General features: G+C 30.8%; 16 protein-coding genes, 1 tRNA gene and 1 pseudogene. 6 read left to right on the forward strand and 12 right to left on the reverse strand.

The features are described from left to right. Window positions 1-5: 5 nt before the first annotated feature. On the forward strand, window positions 6-170 hold the full coding sequence (locus tag FP421_RS14745) for a hypothetical protein (RefSeq protein ID WP_159951934.1): 165 nt from the start codon (window positions 6-8) through the stop codon (window positions 168-170). A gap of 202 nt (window positions 171-372) precedes the next feature. On the opposite strand, the gene FP421_RS14750 is transcribed toward FP421_RS14745, so the two are convergent. From FP421_RS14750 to FP421_RS14770, 5 genes are all read right to left on the reverse strand, one after another. After that, window positions 373-789: a CBS domain-containing protein gene (locus FP421_RS14750; protein ID WP_159951936.1), complete on the reverse strand. Its 417-nt coding sequence runs from the start codon at window positions 787-789 to the stop codon at window positions 373-375. 269 nt (window positions 790-1,058) lie between these two features. Next, window positions 1,059-1,132, reverse strand: a tRNA-Arg gene (locus FP421_RS14755). Between the two features lie 40 nt (window positions 1,133-1,172). Next, a complete protein-coding gene (locus FP421_RS14760; protein WP_159951938.1) occupies window positions 1,173-1,622 on the reverse strand; it encodes a GatB/YqeY domain-containing protein in 450 nt (149 codons plus the stop codon). 20 nt (window positions 1,623-1,642) lie between these two features. After that, complete coding sequence (locus FP421_RS14765; RefSeq protein ID WP_159951940.1) at window positions 1,643-2,092, reverse strand: retropepsin-like aspartic protease; 450 nt, start codon at window positions 2,090-2,092, stop codon at window positions 1,643-1,645. 50 nt (window positions 2,093-2,142) lie between these two features. Beyond that, the gene (locus FP421_RS14770) at window positions 2,143-2,940 is read right to left on the reverse strand and encodes an alpha/beta hydrolase (protein WP_159951942.1); all 798 of its coding nucleotides are present in this window, start codon (window positions 2,938-2,940) and stop codon (window positions 2,143-2,145) included. Window positions 2,941-3,065: 125 nt separating this feature from the next. On the opposite strand from FP421_RS14770, the gene FP421_RS14775 reads away from it, so the two are divergent. Then, window positions 3,066-3,527 carry a Na(+)-translocating NADH-quinone reductase subunit F gene (locus tag FP421_RS14775; protein WP_159951944.1) on the forward strand — a complete coding sequence of 154 codons (462 nt, stop codon included), beginning with the start codon at window positions 3,066-3,068 and terminating at the stop codon, window positions 3,525-3,527. An 87-nt stretch (window positions 3,528-3,614) separates the two neighbouring features. Here the strand turns inward: FP421_RS14775 and nqrF are convergent, their stop codons facing one another. The 6 genes from nqrF to FP421_RS14805 all read right to left on the reverse strand — a co-directional run bounded on the left by nqrF (window position 3,615) and on the right by FP421_RS14805 (window position 9,683). Then, entirely contained in the window at window positions 3,615-4,922 is a 1,308-nt protein-coding gene (gene nqrF, locus FP421_RS14780; RefSeq protein ID WP_159951946.1) for an NADH:ubiquinone reductase (Na(+)-transporting) subunit F, read from the reverse strand. 6 nt (window positions 4,923-4,928) lie between these two features. Beyond that, window positions 4,929-5,651: an NADH:ubiquinone reductase (Na(+)-transporting) subunit E gene (gene nqrE, locus FP421_RS14785; protein ID WP_159951948.1), complete on the reverse strand. Its 723-nt coding sequence runs from the start codon at window positions 5,649-5,651 to the stop codon at window positions 4,929-4,931. A 78-nt stretch (window positions 5,652-5,729) separates the two neighbouring features. Continuing rightward, on the reverse strand, window positions 5,730-6,377 hold the full coding sequence (locus FP421_RS14790) for an NADH:ubiquinone reductase (Na(+)-transporting) subunit D (RefSeq protein ID WP_159951950.1): 648 nt from the start codon (window positions 6,375-6,377) through the stop codon (window positions 5,730-5,732). A 3-nt stretch (window positions 6,378-6,380) separates the two neighbouring features. Then, entirely contained in the window at window positions 6,381-7,127 is a 747-nt protein-coding gene (locus FP421_RS14795) for a Na(+)-translocating NADH-quinone reductase subunit C (protein WP_159951952.1), read from the reverse strand. Between the two features lie 2 nt (window positions 7,128-7,129). Further along, the gene (locus FP421_RS14800; RefSeq protein WP_159951954.1) at window positions 7,130-8,329 is read right to left on the reverse strand and encodes an NADH:ubiquinone reductase (Na(+)-transporting) subunit B; all 1,200 of its coding nucleotides are present in this window, start codon (window positions 8,327-8,329) and stop codon (window positions 7,130-7,132) included. Window positions 8,330-8,333: 4 nt separating this feature from the next. After that, window positions 8,334-9,683, reverse strand: a complete 1,350-nt coding sequence (locus FP421_RS14805) for a Na(+)-translocating NADH-quinone reductase subunit A (RefSeq protein WP_159951956.1) — start codon at window positions 9,681-9,683, stop codon at window positions 8,334-8,336. Between the two features lie 206 nt (window positions 9,684-9,889). Between FP421_RS14805 and FP421_RS14810 the strand changes: the two genes are divergently transcribed. From FP421_RS14810 to FP421_RS15245, 4 genes and pseudogenes are all read left to right on the forward strand, one after another. Further along, window positions 9,890-11,107 (forward strand): type IX secretion system plug protein, encoded by a 1,218-nt coding sequence (locus FP421_RS14810; RefSeq protein ID WP_201288863.1) that lies wholly within the window; start codon window positions 9,890-9,892, stop codon window positions 11,105-11,107. Window positions 11,108-11,155: 48 nt separating this feature from the next. Beyond that, window positions 11,156-11,542 (forward strand): Co2+/Mg2+ efflux protein ApaG, encoded by a 387-nt coding sequence (apaG, locus tag FP421_RS14815; RefSeq protein ID WP_159951958.1) that lies wholly within the window; start codon window positions 11,156-11,158, stop codon window positions 11,540-11,542. Between the two features lie 149 nt (window positions 11,543-11,691). Next, window positions 11,692-11,838: pseudogene (locus FP421_RS15360) on the forward strand (DUF3667 domain-containing protein); the annotation flags it as partial. Window positions 11,839-12,024: 186 nt separating this feature from the next. Then, window positions 12,025-12,672 (forward strand): hypothetical protein, encoded by a 648-nt coding sequence (locus tag FP421_RS15245; protein WP_236548137.1) that lies wholly within the window; start codon window positions 12,025-12,027, stop codon window positions 12,670-12,672. Here the strand turns inward: FP421_RS15245 and FP421_RS14825 are convergent. After that, window positions 12,638-13,354, reverse strand: coding sequence for an NRDE family protein (locus FP421_RS14825; RefSeq protein WP_159951960.1), 717 nt, complete (start codon window positions 13,352-13,354; stop codon window positions 12,638-12,640). The two genes, FP421_RS15245 and FP421_RS14825, sit on opposite strands and share 35 nt — an antisense overlap. Between the last annotated feature and the right edge of the window lie 50 nt (window positions 13,355-13,404).

Raw genomic sequence — 13,404 nt, forward strand, 5'->3', positions numbered from 1 at the left:
AAAAGATGATGGCATTATATATTCAAGTAGTTCCACCACCTACACCTCCTCCACCTCCACCTGGGCTTTCTTTAAGTGAAAACCTTATTGTTTTAATGTTTGGAGCTATTATGTATGCTATTTACATCTTAAGATTAAAAGGGCGTGTTATAAATGCAAACAAAACTTAAACTAAAGACAAAAAAGAGAACTCATAATGAGTTCTCTTTTTTGTTATTTATAAATTATTAAATACTTTCTAAATACTTGATTGTATTTTTTGAGAAATTATAAAATCATAAAAATGATTAATTGTTGATAAACTACTTCTAAATATTAAAAAAAGAGGCTTTATAAAAAGCCTCCTTCAAACTAACTAACCAATATTCCCCCCTATAATTGATCAACTAAATAATTGATTAAATCTGTTGTAGTAACAATCCCCACCAATTCGTTATCTTCTACTATTGGTAATGCATGAAATTCTTTTTTAGATAAAAGCTCTGATACATCTTTTATAGTTGCATAAGATGATACTACAAATACATCTTTTGCCATTACTTGTTCTACTGTAAACATATCGTAGACAAAAGTATCTACGTTTTGCTCATCATCTGTAATGTCGGCAAAACTAATTCTAAGAAGATCTGTATAACTTAACATCCCTAGAATTTTTTTATTTTCTACAACAGGTATATGCCTTATATTGTTTTCTTTAAAAAGTTTTTCTACAGTTTCTAATGATTCGTTAACACTAATTGTTATTAAATCTGTAGTCATGATTGTTGATATAGGAGTTCTTTTTTTCATAATATACATATTAAAATCCTATGTCTAAGTTCAGAAAAAAAATGCTTATAAAACATGATTTAAATCAGAAAAAAACTCTTTATATAGTTGTAAATTTGCACAATCTAAAAAGAAAAAAACCAAAGTAAAGACTTTGGTTTTTTTGCTATTTGTGACTCCAGCAGGATTATCTCTGATTATCCTGACAAAACTCCGTTTTGAAAAAAGAAAGACTAATATTTAAAATAAAGTTTATTTATATTTTAAATATTAGTCTTTCTTTTTATTTGTGACTCCAGCAGGATTCAAACCTGCAACCCTCAGAGCCGAAATCTGATATTCTATTCAGTTGAACTATGGAGCCTTTATTTATATAATAATAATAATAAAATTATTATTTAGAATTACATTAAATTCTTTTTCACTAAAGTAGAAATTGTTTTTCCATCTGCTTGTCCTGCTAATTCTTTAGAGACAACACCCATTACTTTACCCATATCTTTCATTCCTGATGCGCCTAAATCATCTATCGTAGCAATAACTACTCCTTCAATTTCTTCTTCTGTTAATGCTTCTGGTAAAAATTGTTCTAAAACAGCAATTTCTTCTAATTCTGGATTTGCCAAATCTTCTCGTCCTTGTTTTAAGAAAACATCTGCACTATCTTTTCTTTGTTTTACTTGTTTTTGGATAATTTTTAATTCTTGATCTGCAGTTAAATCCTCTCCTGCTCCAGTTTCTGTTTTCGCTAACAAAAAAGCAGATTTTACTGCACGTAAAGCTTGTAAAGCAACTGTGTCTTTTGCTTTCATTGCTTCTTTCATTTTATCCATTACTTGTTTTTGCAAACTCATACTATTCTTTTTTAAATTAATTATTTCTTTGTCTTCTTTAAGTACAAAACATTTTTATTATAATCTATAAACGCTTTTCCTTTTTGTAAAACATCTGCACCAATAATTCCGTGAACTTCTTTGGCTTTATGTTGTACTAGAGCTGTATTTACGTGAGATAAATTGAACAGCACCAAATGACATTTATGCGTTTTCCAATCGCCAATTTTAAGTAAATTGTTTTCAGATTGTTGTGTTTCCATGTCTATTGCTCCTGCTCCAGCTGCTTTAGTCTCACTTTCTTGAGCATCTAACTTAAAATATTCAATTAAATCAAGACTAACACAAGAATTTGAAGCCCCTGTATCTAAAATAAAGTTGCCTTTTACACCATTTATTTTTGCTTTTAACTCTAAATGGTTGGTTGTAATTTTTTTAAGCTTTATTTTGATGTATTTCTTCTTCTTTAAAATCTTTTCTAATCGCTTCATCTACTACTTTTCTAGGTATCAAAAATACAATTTATAATAGCAAGATTGTATTAACGCTCTAATATTTCTTTGAGTTTTTGTTGATATTTTTCGAACTCTTTAATATTATGATGCGTTCCTTTATCAAGCTCAACAAACTGATTTTCCAAATTTTTATTTAACATTATTAACCTCTGAGAATCTTTAAAAGAAGTCGTTTTATCTTCATTTCCGTGAAAAATGGTGATTGGTGATTTCACTTTTGGAATTTCTAAGTCTGATCTAAATTTGTATCGCAATAAAAAAGTAGGTGCTAGTTTAGCGTAATATTTCACCGCTTTTTTAAAATTGTAAAAAGGAGCTTCTAAAATTAATGCTTTAGGTCTGTTTTCTGCAGCAATTTTTGTAGCAAAAGTTCCTCCCAAAGAAAATCCGTAGACAACAATATCTTTTTCTTTAAAAAAATTCTTTGCGTAATCATAAACTAACAACGCATCATTATACATCTCAACTTCATTAAAATCACCTGTACTTTTGCCATAACCTCTGTAATCAAAAACAATAACTTCATAATTGTATTTTAACAGATAAGACACTCTGTTTCCCCAGCGTTTAAGATTCCCTTTATTGCCATGACAAAACACAATAACTCCTTTTGGATTTTCTAATTTAAAATGAAGTACATTGAGTTCATTACCGCCATTTGTTTTGATAAAAACTTCTTTACATTGATTTGAAAATTTGTATTGATAATTTCTGTTTAATTTTTTCCCGTTGATAAAGATGAATTTCTCTTGAAAAAAATATAGGAATAAACTAACTACTACAAGAACGCAAATACAAATGATAAGATAATTGGTCAAGTTCATTTTGAAAAATAAGTTGCACGAAACTAGTCAAATTTAAGCAATAAAAAAATCAACTTTAACATTTCAAAAATTGACTTTTTTTAATAATTCACTATTTTTAAGTGTTGAAGAAAAAAAGTATGGACATGAAAACAACAAAACGACTAGAACAAGCTTTAGCAAAACTATACAATGCATATCATAACAATCGTTTAAATCCAGAGGATTGTGCTGCTTGTGCAGTGGGTAATATTTTAGACAATCATGATAGTTGGAAACATTTATCTAATGAACATGGTTCTTTACAATTGAATTATGTAGGAAGAGTTCATCAAAATATGGGGAGAAAATTTAATGGATATACACCTAAAGAGTTGTTAAAAATAGAAAAAGTCTTTTTAGAAGCTTGTGGTTTTCAAACGCCTTTATGTCATTACAATCCTAAACCAATCAATCCAACTTCAAAAGACAACTTATTTAACGGTCTTTCTGCTGTTGTAGATTTATTATGTCAATTAGATCATATTGATAATGTAATGGATTACTCTAAACTCTTTGAACAAGAAAATGGAGAACCTGTCTATCATTTAAAAACATTTTTAGCATAAAGAATTTAAATTTCTAACCACATACTAATTATGATCATAAAAAAACCGATTCAAATTGAATCGGTTTTTTGTATTATGGTTTGAAGTTTATCCTCCAAAGTCATCAAAACGGATGTTCTCATCTGGGATACCAAAATCTTCACCCATTTTCTGAACAGCTTTGTTCATTAATGGTGGTCCACAGAAATACAATTCAATGTCTTCTGGTGAATCGTGATGATTTAGGTAGTTTTCAATTACACAATTGTGAATAAACCCTACAAACCCATCTCCTTCTGAGTCAATATCTTTTTTAACTTTCCAATTATCTTCTTCCATTGGTTCAGATAATGCTAAGTAAAACTTAAAGTTAGGAAAGTCTTTTTCTAATTTATAAAAGTGATCTAAATAGAATAATTCTCGTTTAGAACGTCCTCCATACCAATACGTAACTTTTCTACCTGTCTTTAAAGTTCTGAATAAGTGATATAAGTGAGAACGCATTGGAGCCATTCCTGCACCACCACCAACATATAACATTTCTGCATCAGATTCGTTGATAAAGAACTCACCATAAGGTCCTGAAATGACACATTTATCTCCTTTTTTCAAGTTGAAAATATAAGATGAAGCTACACCAGGATTTACGTCCATCCAGCCGTTTTTAGCTCTATCCCATGGTGGAGTAGCAATACGTACATTTAACATAATCTCTCTACCTTCTGCTGGGTAAGAAGCCATAGAATACGCACGTTCTACCAATTCATCATTTTTCATTACTAATGGCCACAAACCAAACTTATCCCATTCTGCTTGAAACTTATCTGGTGTTTCATGCTCTTCTGGATGTGCAGTAATGTCAATATCCTTATAATTTATAGTACAAGGAGGAATCTCAATTTGAATATAACCACCTGCTTTATACCCCATATCTTCAGGGATTTCTACTACAAATTCCTTAATAAATGAGGCTACATTATAATTTCTAACAACAGTTGCATCCCATTTCTTAATTCCGAATACTTCTTCTGGAATGGTAATGTTCATGTCTTGTTTTACTTTAACCTGACATGCCAAACGTGCACCTGCTTTTAATTCTTTCTTTGTAAAATGAGGAACTTCTGTTGGTAACGCTTCTCCACCACCTTCTAAAACGTGACATTCACACTGGATACAAGATCCACCTCCACCACATGCAGATGGTAAGAATATTTTTTCGTTTCCTAAAGTGGTTAACAATGTGCTACCAGAGCCTACTTCGATTTCTTTTTCTCCGTTAATGGTAATTTTAACTGGACCAGATGGAGATAGTTTTTGTTTTACAAATAATAATAAGGCTACCAATAACAGCGTTAATAATAAAAAAGCTGCTACTGTTGCGATAATAGTACCTGTTGTACCTGCTGCTAATATCATTCTTCTTTAGTTTATAGTTGTGTTTTCAGCTACAATTTCTTTAGCTTCTTTTTTAACTTCTTCCTTCTTTATTTGAGCTTCTACTTTTGGCTTCTCTTCTTTCTTTTCATCACCTCCTGTTAACATTCCTCCAAAACTCATAAATCCAATTGCCATTAATCCTGTAATGATAAATGTAATTCCTAATCCTCTTAATGCTGGAGGTACAGATGAGTATCTAATTTTCTCACGAATAGCTGCAATAGCTAAAATTGCTAAAAACCATCCAATTCCTGAACCAACTCCGTAAGTAAGTGCTAATCCTAATGAAGGAATTTCACGAGATTGCATAAATAAGCTTCCTCCTAAAATTGCACAGTTTACTGCAATTAATGGTAAGAAAATACCTAATGAATTGTATAAAGATGGTGAGAATTTCTCGACAATAATCTCTACCAATTGTACCATGGTTGCAATAGTTGCAATAAACATGATAAATGATAAAAAACTTAAATCGTATTCTGCATATTCTGGACCTAGCCAAACTAATGCGCCTTCTTTTAAGATGTATTGATCTAACAACCAGTTTAAAGGTACTGTAACTGCTAATACAAAAATTACAGCAGCTCCTAAACCAACAGCAGTTGATACTTTTTTAGATACAGCAAGGTAAGAACACATCCCTAAAAAGGTTGCAAAAACCATGTTATCTATAAATATCGATCTGAAAAATAATTCTATATGTTCCATATATTTTTAGTTGTTGGTTGTTGGCTTTTGGTTGCTGGTTCTACTAAAAACCAATAACTAAAAACTAACAACTAATTTTTAATGTTCTTCAATTAATGATTTGTTCTTAGTTCTTTGAATCCAAATAATGATTCCTACTACTATCAATGCCATTGGTGACAATAACATAAATCCGTTATTTTCATAACCAATTGCGTATAATCCTGTTTTTTCTATTGGGTCTCCCAAAACTTTAAATCCTAATAAAGTACCAGAACCTAATAACTCTCTAAAGAAACCTACAATAATTAAAATAACTCCATACCCAACAGAGTTACCTATACCGTCTAAGAAAGATCTCCATGGGCCATTACCTAAAGCAAAAGCTTCAAAACGTCCCATAATAATACAGTTTGTAATAATCAATCCAACAAAAACCGATAATGTTTTACTTAGTTCATATGCAAATGCTTTTAGTACTAAATCAACTATAATTACCAATGTTGCCACTACAATTAACTGAACGATAATTCTAATTTTTGATGGTATAATGTTTCTCATTAAAGAGATTACTACGTTTCCTAATCCTAATACAAACATTACTGAAATAGCCATTACAATTGAGGCTTTTAATTCTGCAGTAATTGCTAATGCAGAACAAATACCTAATACTTGTATTGTAATTGGGTTATTGTCTAATAATGGATCTTTAATTAACGCTGCGTCTTTTTTTGATAAAAGTCCCATAAATTATTTTTTTAATGATTTAAAATAAGGTACGTACAATGCTAAATCTTTTTTTATCATTGCTGAAACACCATCACCTGTAATTGTAGCACCAGCAATTGCATCTACCTCGTAATCTGTTTTATCTTGATTCTTAGGATCGTTATTTCCTTTGGCTACAGTGATTCCTTTAAAATTACCAGATTCATCTATTAAATGTTCTCCAATAAAATCATCCATAAAATAACGTTGCTTAATGTTTGCACCTAAACCAGGAGTTTCTCCTTTGTGATCAAAATATGCTCCTTGTACAATCATGTTTTCATCCATAGAAACATAACCCCAAATAGCATCCCAAAGACCTTTTCCTCTGATAGGAGCTACATAAAATGTTTCCCCATCTTTTTCTCCAATAAATAAAGGTAGTTTTCTTTCTTTACCTTCTTTTGCTAAAGATTGCTGTTTTTTAACATCAATTAAGTAAGCTTTGTCATCTTCTGTGATATCATCACCTTGAATTACAATTTGCTTTTTAATATACTTTGCAAACTCTTCTCCTGCCACTGCAGTTGATACAAAGTTAGCACTTGATTCGTCATTTTCATTAACACCCATTGCATAAAGGATGTTTTGTTGTTTTTCTATTCTTTTGTTTTCATCAATATTTGGTTTTAATGATGAAGCAAAGAATGCCAACATTGAACCTACAATTAATACCATTATTATGGCAAAAATTATGGTATATACATTACTATCTGTTCTCTTACTCATAATTAGGCAGTTTTAACTTTAGCACGTTTTAATCTTCTTTTTACATTTCCTTGAACCACATAATGGTCTATTGTTGGAGCAAATACATTCATTAATAAGATTGCTAAGAATACTCCTTCTGGATATGCTGGATTAAACACACGAATCATAATTGAGATAAACCCTATCAAGAAACCATAAATCCATTTTCCTTTGTTTGTTTGTGATGCTGTTACAGGATCTGTTGCCATGTAGACAGCACCAAATGCCAAACCACCAATCATTAAGTGTTCCCACCAAACTGTATTCATTAATCCGTAGAATTTACTAGATTCTGTAATGATGCTTGCATCTACAACTGCATTAAAAATTAATCCCATTACAGCTGCTCCAATAAAAGTAGAAAGTATAATTCTCCAACTTCCAATCTTTGTAAAGATTAAAAATGCAGCGCCTAATAAAATTAATAGAGTTGATGTTTCTCCAACAGAACCTGGTATGAATCCCATGAATTTATCCCAATTAGAGTAAATTACTTCTTGATTTTGAGCATAACTCCCTAAAATAGTTTCACCTGATATAGCATCTGCAGTTCCTGCTCTATTTACAGCATCATGAACCCAAACTTTATCTCCAGACATCCATGTTGGATAGGCAAAGAATAAAAATGCTCTAATGGTTAATGCAGGATTTAAGATGTTCATCCCTGTACCTCCAAATACCTCTTTACCAATAACAACTCCAAAAATAACGGCTACTGCTAACATCCAAAGAGGAGTATCTACAGGAACAATTAAAGGGACTAACATACCTGTAACTAAGTATCCTTCTTCAACTTCATGGCCTTTGATAACAGCGAAAACAAATTCAACTGCTAAACCAACTCCATAAGAAACAATTACTAATGGTAACACTTTAATGATACCAATCCATAGATTATCCCAAGTAAAAAAGTTTGCTAAAACGTCTGTTCTTAAGCTAGGATCTATTGCTGCATAATGCTGATAACCTGCATTAAACATTCCGAAAATCAACACAGGAATTAAAGACATAATTACTGTATTCATTGTACGTTTTAAATCGTCTGCTGCTTTAATATGAGTTCCTCCGTGAGTAACCTCATTAGGTAAATATAAAAAGGTGTGGATTGCGTTAAACGCAGGAGCCATTTTTGTCCCTTTATATTTCTCTTTTAAATTGTGTAAGTTTTGTTTTAAGCTCATAATCTTATCCTAATTCTTCTCTCATTAAATCTAAACCTTCACGAATGATCTTCTGATGTGGTTGTTTAGATACACAAATAAATTCTGTTAGTGCAAAATCTTCTGGAGCTACTTCGTAACCTCCTAAAGCTTCCATCTCATCCAAATCTTTATACATAAATGCTTTTAACAATTGCATTGGGTATATGTCTAAAGGAAAAACATCTTCGTAAGAGCCTGTAACTACAAATGCTCTATGTTCACCATTGGTATTTGTATTTAAGTCATATTTTTTCTTTGGAGTTAACCAAGAAAAAGTTAATGCTCTAGATGTAGATACTTTATCAAACACTGGCTTGTTCCATCCAAAGAATTCGTAATCATCACCTTCTGGAATTGCGGTAACTTGGTTATCATAGTATCCTAAGAAACCATCTTCTTTAACCTGAGTTCCAGATAACACATTACCGCTAATAATTCTTGTATTATCATTTTCTAGGTTTCCTTTTACAACATCTGCAATAGTTGCTCCTGCAATAGCCGTAACATATTGAGGCTTGTTGATTTTAGACCCTGTTAAGGCAACTGTTCTTGTAATGTTTAATTTTCCTGTTAAAAATAATTCTCCAATTACAACTAAATCTTGAGCACTTACTGTCCAAACAACTTCACCTTTATTAATCGGATCTATCTTAGCGATTTGTGTACCAACATTTCCAGACGGATGTGGGCCAGAAACTTTATGTAGTTCAACACCTTCTACACCATCAAAAACAGTAGTTTGAGTTTTACCAATAGAAACATGAACTTTACCTTCTGTTAATTTAGAAAGCGCAGCTAGAGCTGTTTTGACTTCTAAATCTTTACCAGCTAAAGTGTAAGAAAGATCTGCTGCTAGAGGTGCACTTGCATAAGCAGATACAAAAATAGCTTTTGGTGCTTGATTTGGATTTGCAACAACATCATAAGGACGTTGTTTTACAAAAGGCCAACAACCAGAAGCAAACAAGTGATTTTTCACCTCTTCTCCCGATAATTTAGCGGCATCTTTTGTGCCAAAATCTGCGTAAGATTGTTTTGAATCTGCTGCAATTTTCACTGCTAACACTTTTCTTCTTGCTCCACGAACTACCTCAACTACTTTACCAGAAACCGGACTAGGAAATAAAATACGTTCATCACTTTTAGAATAAAAAAGTGCTTGACCTGCTTTTACTTCAGCCCCTTCTTTGGCAATAAGTTTGGGTGTAATTCCGTGAAAATCTTCTGGCTTAATAGCATAAACACTACTCAAAGAAACATCTGTAGTGGTTTTTTCTGCTTCGCCAACAAGCTTAATATCTAAGCCTTTTTTAATACGAATGTCTTTTGACATAGTAAATTGGAATTGTTAGTTATCTAAAAAAATCATGCAAAAATAAGGCTTTTAAAGGTTATTGTAAAGCTAAAACATCTTATATATTCGTTAAAGAATATTATTTATAATTATTCTAAATAAAAGGATTCCATAAAATCGATATAGCTGTAAACTTTTGGCTTACATTTTGATAAAGTAAACCAAATGAATACTATTTTTGTAAAATGATAAAAAATGTATTGCTTCTTTTTTTTATGTGCTTAGGATTTTGCGGATTCTCTCAAAACATAAAATCTATCCAATTAAGACCTTTGCAAAAAAATAATTTTTCTGCAATTGTTCCTTTAGGAACCGTTTTAGAGCTGTCTTTTGATGATTTAGATGCAGATAGTAAAGATTATCAATACAAAGTAGAACACATGACACATGATTGGAAATCAAGCAGATTATTATCCAGTCAGTATATTAATGGTTTTGACCAAAACACTATTATTAATGTCACTAATTCTTTTAACACATTTCAAAGCTACACCCATTATTCTGTAAAAATACCTAATGTAAACACCGTTATTACCAAAAGCGGTAATTATCTATTATCTGTATTAAATGATTATGATGAAGTTGTTTTTACAAGACGTTTTGTACTATATGAAAATGCTGCAATTGCAGGAGTTTCTGTATCAAGAAGTAGAGATACCAAAACATTAAACACACAACAAACTGTACAATTCTCAATTAATCACCCCAAATTTGCCATCAACAATCCTCAGCAAGAAATAAATGTTGTTATTTTAAAAAACAACAATTGGAATGAAACAATAACTGACTTACAACCTACCTTCTTTAAACCTAACCAACTTTTATACACCTACACCAATAAAACCAATTTTTGGGGCGGAAATGAATATTTAAACTTCGATACTAAAATCATCAGAAATAATAGTTTGAATATTATTAAAGTAGAGAAAAAAGAGGTTTTTCATCATTATATATATCCTTACAAATACAATCCTTTTTTAACTTATCGTTTTAACCCAGACATTAACGGACAATTCATTATTAGAACTATTGAAGCTAATGATTCTAAAACTGAGGCAGATTATGCAATGATGCATTTTTCAGTTATAGTTGACGAACCCTTTCAAGGAAAAGCAGTCTATGTTTATGGAGCTTTTAATGATTTTAATATTGAAGCAGAAAATAGATTAACCTACAATGTTGATGCATCTGCATACCAAGGAAATATAATGCTAAAACAAGGATTCTACAACTATACTTATGCTACTGTTGATGAAAATAAAAATGCAAATACAAACGAAATTACAGGAAGTTTTTTCCAAACAGAAAATGAGTATACAGTAATTGCATACTACAAACCCTTTGGCAGTTTATACGATCGAGTAATTGCTGTTGGCACAGGAATTTTTAATCAAAACAGATAATTGAATTTGATTTGTGTTTTTTGAGTAAAAAAACTACATTTACTCAATATGTTTCAACAAATAACAAAAGGCATCAAAATTTCTGTACACACCAAGTACAATGGAACCAATTATAGAAATAATAGGATGTACTATATGTTCAACTATTTTATTTCTATTGAAAATAAATCGTCAGAAACTGTAAAGCTAACAGATCGTTTTTGGAAAATTTACGACTCTTTAAACCAAACAGAAATTGTTTCTGGAGAAGGAGTTGTAGGACAAACACCGGTTCTAAAACCCAATGACAATTATACGTATAGTTCTGGATGTTTTTTAGAATCTAACATAGGTGCAATGAAAGGATTCTACACCATGATAAATATGGATACTTATGAGCAATTTAAAGTAATTATCCCTACATTTCAACTCTCAACGCCAACATTATCAAACTAACCAAACTCAAAAAAAAGAAAGTTACTGTTTACAAAGATTTAGAATGTCTAAATTGTGGTCATCCTTTCTCTGGAAATGAAAATTTTTGCCCTGATTGCGGTCAAGCTAATAAAGGAAATAAAATTACCTTTAAAAGTTTTATCTACGAGATTTTTAACGGACTCTTTAATTTTGAAGCAAAATTCTGGAATACTATTGTTCCTCTTTTAATAAAACCTGGCAAAGTTTCTAAAGATTATATTAAAGGTAAAAGGCAACGTTATTCGAATCCATTTCGTTTTTACCTAACGGTTTCTATTGTCTTTTTTTTAATCTTAGGATTAAGTAAAAGTATTGACCGTTTTAAAGAGTTAAAAAACGGTAGCTTAAAAAAAGCTGTTACCAAAAATGACTCTATCAAAAAGAACAAAACAACTAAAGAAATAGATACTGATTCTATTAGAAAAAAACTTACTAAAGAATTCAATAAACCTTGGATTCCTTTGGATTCTGTTCAAAAAGAAAAAATTATAACAGAAGCCATCAAAAAAGCGAAAGATACTACACCAAAAATAGGTACTAGTGCAAATAACATTTCTTTTGGTGGGGATTCTAGATTAGATAAGTTTGTAGCCTATCAAAAAAAATACCCAGACATGAGTATTGATGACGGCTTAGATAGCTTAAAATATGAAAAAACATTCTTTAACCGATTTTTATACAATAGAGGGAAAGTTGCGAATTCTTTTGTTGATGAGAAAGATGCTAGAGAGCAATTTTTCAACCAATTACTCTCTTATGGATCTATTGCTCTTTTTGTTTTTCTACCCATTTTCACCTTATTTTTAAAGCTTTTTTATATCAGAAGAAAATATACTTATGTAGATCACTTGGTGTTTGTTTTTCATACACAAACTGTATTTTTTATGCTTTTATCAATTTATTATTTAATTGATTTGCTTGGTATAGATCCTCAACTTTGGATTTTCACAATCCTATTTTTAGTTTATTTATTCTTAGCGATGCGTAAATTTTACCATCAAGGTATTTTTAAAACTTTTATCAAATTTTCAATGCTAAACATCACTTACATGATTATCTCATCTATTGGTGTTGCTATTGTATTTTTAGTTTCTTTTGCGTTGTATTAACACCTTGTATAAAATCTAAGTACTCTATAGAAATTATTGAGTTTTCTTTTTTTACAGATGAAACACTGACTGTTTCTACATAAGAACGTTTCATTTTTGGAGAAATCTCAGAATTACCTAATTTGGTGTTTTGATGAAAAGCTAATATTTCTTGTTGATTAATCTCATTATTATCATTCAAGAAATTAGCAAACCATTCCTTTCTCAATTCTTTCATTTCATTAGTATACAAGGTTGATGAAGACCAAATTTTAGGTTCTTGAGCAAGTTCTTTAAAATGTTTTTTTACTCCATCCCAAACCAATTCATAAGTTTTTAATTGCATCTTCCAATCTACCAAAACAAGGGTAAAAGGTTCAATATTGGTAAAATCAAAATTATTAATGAATGTAACTCCATCCTCTACAGAAAGAATATTTTTCACAATAATCCCCCTACTCATTTTATAAGGTGTTTTTCTGATATGATTTTCAAAACCACCATTTAGTAAACAGACCAATCTTTTTTTATCACTGATACCAATCCAAGTTCCTCCAGCAACCTCATCTTTTGGATAAGTTAATGCAACTCCATTTTCGGAATACTTTTTGGGCGGAATGGTTTTTCTTAACGGAGTTTCATCTCTGTTTGAAGTCAAAATAAAATCATCATCCCCTAAAGGAAAGTAGGTCACTGTACACATATCAACTATTCAATAATTATGATAAATTTTAAGTTTTGTTTATTTCATTG

Source organism: Polaribacter septentrionalilitoris, assembly GCF_009832745.1.
Lineage (GTDB): Bacteria > Bacteroidota > Bacteroidia > Flavobacteriales > Flavobacteriaceae > Polaribacter > Polaribacter septentrionalilitoris.

Excerpts from the sequence above, each read along its gene's own strand:
- FP421_RS14745 (WP_159951934.1), top strand. The coding sequence starts at position 6 with ATGATGGCATTATATATTCAAGTAGTTCCACCACCTACACCTCCTCCA.
- FP421_RS14750 (WP_159951936.1), bottom strand. The coding sequence starts at position 789 with ATGAAAAAAAGAACTCCTATATCAACAATCATGACTACAGATTTAATA.
- FP421_RS14760 (WP_159951938.1), bottom strand. The coding sequence starts at position 1,622 with ATGAGTTTGCAAAAACAAGTAATGGATAAAATGAAAGAAGCAATGAAA.
- FP421_RS14765 (WP_159951940.1), bottom strand. The coding sequence starts at position 2,092 with ATGAAGCGATTAGAAAAGATTTTAAAGAAGAAGAAATACATCAAAATA.
- FP421_RS14770 (WP_159951942.1), bottom strand. The coding sequence starts at position 2,940 with ATGAACTTGACCAATTATCTTATCATTTGTATTTGCGTTCTTGTAGTA.
- FP421_RS14775 (WP_159951944.1), top strand. The coding sequence starts at position 3,066 with ATGAAAACAACAAAACGACTAGAACAAGCTTTAGCAAAACTATACAAT.
- nqrF (WP_159951946.1), bottom strand. The coding sequence starts at position 4,922 with ATGATATTAGCAGCAGGTACAACAGGTACTATTATCGCAACAGTAGCA.
- nqrE (WP_159951948.1), bottom strand. The coding sequence starts at position 5,651 with ATGGAACATATAGAATTATTTTTCAGATCGATATTTATAGATAACATG.
- FP421_RS14790 (WP_159951950.1), bottom strand. The coding sequence starts at position 6,377 with ATGGGACTTTTATCAAAAAAAGACGCAGCGTTAATTAAAGATCCATTA.
- FP421_RS14795 (WP_159951952.1), bottom strand. The coding sequence starts at position 7,127 with ATGAGTAAGAGAACAGATAGTAATGTATATACCATAATTTTTGCCATA.
- FP421_RS14800 (WP_159951954.1), bottom strand. The coding sequence starts at position 8,329 with ATGAGCTTAAAACAAAACTTACACAATTTAAAAGAGAAATATAAAGGG.
- FP421_RS14805 (WP_159951956.1), bottom strand. The coding sequence starts at position 9,683 with ATGTCAAAAGACATTCGTATTAAAAAAGGCTTAGATATTAAGCTTGTT.
- FP421_RS14810 (WP_201288863.1), top strand. The coding sequence starts at position 9,890 with ATGATAAAAAATGTATTGCTTCTTTTTTTTATGTGCTTAGGATTTTGC.
- apaG (WP_159951958.1), top strand. The coding sequence starts at position 11,156 with ATGTTTCAACAAATAACAAAAGGCATCAAAATTTCTGTACACACCAAG.
- FP421_RS14825 (WP_159951960.1), bottom strand. The coding sequence starts at position 13,354 with ATGTGTACAGTGACCTACTTTCCTTTAGGGGATGATGATTTTATTTTG.